A 3,557-nucleotide genomic window follows, 5' to 3' on the forward strand; every position below is an offset into this window, starting at 1 on the left:
GCCGTGATATCGAAGCTCGATCAGCATCACGGGACTGTGCAGCAGGCAGCCTCCGCATCGCTTTCGTCAACCCAAACATCGGATTCCGAATGACGAACTCTCTTCAACGGTAAGCCAAACGTGCCGCCGGTACGGCGGCATCCCATGAAGGCGATGATGCCGGGCGACTGCAGGTCGTTGGCAACCCCAGGCGCTCAGCCAAGAGAAAACCCCTCTCAACCTTCATCCTCTGCGTTCCCGAACAATCCGAACTGCGCCGGATCGCGCGCGGGCTCGGCGAGGCCGAGATGACGGAAGGCGTGCGAGGTCAAGAGCCGGCCGCGCGGGGTGCGCTGCAGATAGCCGCACTGGATCAAAAACGGTTCGATGATGTCCTCGATGGCATCGCGCGGCTCCGACAGGGCCGCCGCCATGGTCTCGACCCCGACCGGGCCGCCGCCGTAGTTCATCGCGATGGTGGAGAGATAGCGCCGGTCCATGGCATCGAGCCCGGCGGCATCAACTTCGAGCGCGCTCAGCGCGTGGTCGGCGATGGCGCGATCGATCGAGGCTTTATCCGCGGCGGAGGCAAAATCCCTCACCCGCCGCAACAGCCGTCCGGCGATCCGCGGCGTGCCGCGGGCGCGGCGCGCGATCTCGTTGGCGCCATCAGGCGTCATGCCGATCTGCAGCACGCGGGCGCCGCGGGTGACGATCTTTTCCAATTCCTCTTCGGTGTAGAAATTGAGCCGCACCGGTATGCCGAAACGGTCGCGCAGCGGATTGGTCAGAAGCCCCGCGCGGGTGGTGGCACCGACCAGGGTGAATCTTGCCAGTTCGATCTTGACCGAGCGTGCCGCGGGTCCCTCGCCGATGATCAGATCGAGCTGGAAATCCTCCATCGCCGGATAGAGCACTTCCTCGACCACGGGGCTCAGACGATGGATCTCATCGATGAACAACACGTCACGATCTTCGAGATTGGTCAAAAGCGCCGCGAGATCGCCGGCCTTGGCGATCACGGGCCCGGAGGTGGCACGGAAGCCGACGCCGAGCTCGCGCGCGACAATCTGCGCCAGCGTGGTCTTGCCGAGGCCTGGGGGCCCCACGAACAGCACATGGTCCAGCGCCTCCTTGCGTTTGCGCGCGGCTTCGATGAAGATCGCAAGGTTGGCGCGCGCCTGCGCCTGGCCGACAAACTCCGACAGCAGTTGCGGGCGCAGCGCGGTGTCCGGCGCATCGTCGGCGCGGCGCTCGGATGTGACGATGCGCGAGGGCGGGGTCATGCGCGGAGGATCACTTCGCCAGTTCCTTCAGCCCGAGCCGGATGAGCTGCGCGGTCTCCGCGTTCTCGCCGGCGCTTCGCGACGCCGACGCTATCGCGGCGGCGGCCTGCGGCGGACCATAGCCGAGATTGACCAAGGCCGAGATCGCATCCGTGACCGGGCCCGAGGCGCGCGCATCGTCGATCGCGCCTGACAGATGCACCAGCGCCGGATCGACATTGGCAAAGGCCGGCGCCTTGTCCTTCAATTCGGTGACGATGCGCTCGGCCACTTTCGGGCCGACGCCTGGGGTGCGCGCCACCGTGGCCTTGTCGCGCAGCGCAATCGCATTGGCGAGATCCGAAGGCGGCAGGGTGCCGAGCACCGCCAGCGCTACCTTGGCGCCGACGCCCTGCACGGTCTGCAGCAGCCGGAACCATTCGCGCTCGACGTCACTGCGAAAGCCGAACAGCTTTATCAGATCCTCGCGCACATAGGTCTCGATCGACAGCACTGCGGCCTCACCTGGCGGCGGCAGCCTCTGCAAGGTGCGCGCCGAGCAATGCACCTGATAGCCGACGCCGCCGACGTCGAGGATGACGTAGTCCTCGCCGTAGGAGTCGATCAGGCCTCTCAGCTTGCCGATCATGGCCAAGACCAGGACAAGGCAAGTACATCTCGTTGGTCATGAGATTGACAGCCACGCGTCATGCCTCGACCACCCTCAGCCGCAGCGCCGAGCTCTGCCGATGGTGCGCGTGCGTGATGGCGATCGCCAGCGCGTCGGCGGCGTCGGGCGATTGCGGGTCGGCCTTCGGCAGCAGGATCTTCAGCATCATCAAAATCTGCTGCTTGTCGGCATGCCCCGCGCCGGTCACGGCCTTCTTGACCTGGTTCGGGGCATACTCGGCAACCGGGATCCCGAACTGCGCCGGGACCAGCATCGCAACGCCACGCGCCTGCCCGAGTTTCAGGGTGGCAACGCCATCCTTGTTGACAAAGGTCTGCTCGACCGCGGTCTCAATGGGCTGGAAATCGCTGAGCACGTCGGAAAGCCCCCGATGGATGGCCAACAGGCGGCTCGCCAGCGGCAGACCTTCAGCCGGTTCCACCGAGCCGCAAGCGACGTAACCAAGCCGGTTGCCGTCAATCTCGATCACGCCCCAGCCGGTGCGGCGCAGGCCCGGATCGATGCCAAGGATACGGACGGGATGGCGAATCGGGGTGGATGTCATGGGCATTGATAACGCCGCAACCGCAAGGGTGAAACAAATACGATCCCGTTATAAACCGGGAAAGCCCGGCAGCGCCCTGTGACATGGCACCGCTGACGGCCACGATGCGCCGGGATCGCGCCGATGCCGGATTCGCCATCGAACGCGGAATCCTTGTCGAGAACAGGGAGCCGCCCGGTCTTGGCGGCCCCCTGCAGGTCGATGAAGACGTCTGACGCTTGCTCGTGGTCTACAAAGAATGCTGTTACCCCGGAACAGGAACTGTGGCAGTCGGCAAGGACTGCCGTCAGATCTCTTTGAGACCGATCACATAGGCCGTTATCGCGGCCGGCGACGATTCAATGTCTTTCCCTGAAGCAAACCACGACGCCCGTCACCTGGACCGACGGATGCGCCGTCACCCCGCTGGATGCCGAAAGATCTGAATAGGCAAAGCCATATTGTCTGCTCCTTGTTGTTTATCATTGCTGCGGCCAATATCCTGCCGCGAGGCGGAACTTAGGGTTTCAATTTTTGGGTGAGTTTGAGCTCGTTCACTCTTGCCGGTTATTTTCCGGTCGCAGCGAGAGCGGCCCGCACGAGCCATGCGGCACCTCTTGGCGGGCCGCCATGGATTGCTCAGCCTGGTATTGCCTACAATAATACCATCCATCTGCCGCGACGGCGGCGTAGCGCTGTTGCCTGCCGGCTAGAAGTGATCCGCGCGGGGCCACGCAAATGACGCCGCACCATCTTGGCGACCGGCGCGTCGGAGGTCGATCAGCTTCAACAACTTCTCGCCGGTCTCGTCATCCACCGCCGCCTTATTTCCAGGTCTCCAATACCAACAGCCCCTCTTGCCAATTACACGTGACCGAAGAAGCCATTTTAAAAGTCTCGGGCTTCCATATTCTCCCTAACATAACGCATGCGTGTTTCAGCGGCTTTGCGGTCAACTTTGCAATACAAGGACAGCAAATTCGGGTCATTAAAGCCACGCGCGACACTGCTTGGAATCAGGAAGGCCAAGGCGAATTTCAAAGCTTCGGATTCCGTACTGTTAGCCGCACTAGATTGGCTCAACGTCCGAAAGTTGAAG

The 3,557-nt window shown here is 63.0% G+C and carries 5 protein-coding genes; 2 read left to right on the plus strand and 3 right to left on the minus strand.

The window, feature by feature from the left end; all coding sequences use genetic code 11:
• Positions 1 to 215: 215 nt before the first annotated feature.
• From ruvB to ruvC, 3 genes are read right to left on the minus strand one after another with little or no spacing between them, the layout of a single operon-like run.
• Complete coding sequence (gene ruvB / locus ABSG20_RS32460; protein ID WP_423868535.1) at positions 216 to 1,265, minus strand: Holliday junction branch migration DNA helicase RuvB; 1,050 nt, start codon at positions 1,263 to 1,265, stop codon at positions 216 to 218.
• Positions 1,266 to 1,275: 10 nt separating this feature from the next.
• Positions 1,276 to 1,893, minus strand: a complete 618-nt coding sequence (gene ruvA, locus ABSG20_RS32465) for a Holliday junction branch migration protein RuvA (protein ID WP_423868536.1) — start codon at positions 1,891 to 1,893, stop codon at positions 1,276 to 1,278.
• A 58-nt stretch (positions 1,894 to 1,951) separates the two neighbouring features.
• Positions 1,952 to 2,479, minus strand: a complete 528-nt coding sequence (ruvC, locus tag ABSG20_RS32470; RefSeq protein ID WP_423868539.1) for a crossover junction endodeoxyribonuclease RuvC — start codon at positions 2,477 to 2,479, stop codon at positions 1,952 to 1,954.
• Between the two features lie 83 nt (positions 2,480 to 2,562).
• Here ruvC and ABSG20_RS32475 point away from each other — a divergent pair, with 83 nt between their 5' ends.
• Together ABSG20_RS32475 and ABSG20_RS32480 are read left to right on the plus strand one after the other, a co-directional pair.
• Positions 2,563 to 2,694 (plus strand): hypothetical protein, encoded by a 132-nt coding sequence (locus tag ABSG20_RS32475; RefSeq protein ID WP_423868537.1) that lies wholly within the window; start codon positions 2,563 to 2,565, stop codon positions 2,692 to 2,694.
• Positions 2,695 to 3,328: 634 nt separating this feature from the next.
• A partial coding sequence (locus ABSG20_RS32480) for a hypothetical protein (protein ID WP_423868538.1) occupies positions 3,329 to 3,557 on the plus strand: 229 nt, incomplete at its 3' end.

Origin of the sequence: Bradyrhizobium sp., assembly GCF_049512235.1 — a bacterium.
Lineage (GTDB): Bacteria > Pseudomonadota > Alphaproteobacteria > Rhizobiales > Xanthobacteraceae > Bradyrhizobium.

Bases quoted from the DNA above. Each gene is read 5' to 3' on its own strand.
- ruvB (WP_423868535.1), bottom strand. From the start codon at position 1,265: ATGACCCCGCCCTCGCGCATCGTCACATCCGAGCGCCGCGCCGACGAT.
- ruvA (WP_423868536.1), bottom strand. From the start codon at position 1,893: ATGATCGGCAAGCTGAGAGGCCTGATCGACTCCTACGGCGAGGACTAC.
- ruvC (WP_423868539.1), bottom strand. From the start codon at position 2,479: ATGACATCCACCCCGATTCGCCATCCCGTCCGTATCCTTGGCATCGAT.
- ABSG20_RS32475 (WP_423868537.1), top strand. From the start codon at position 2,563: ATGGCACCGCTGACGGCCACGATGCGCCGGGATCGCGCCGATGCCGGA.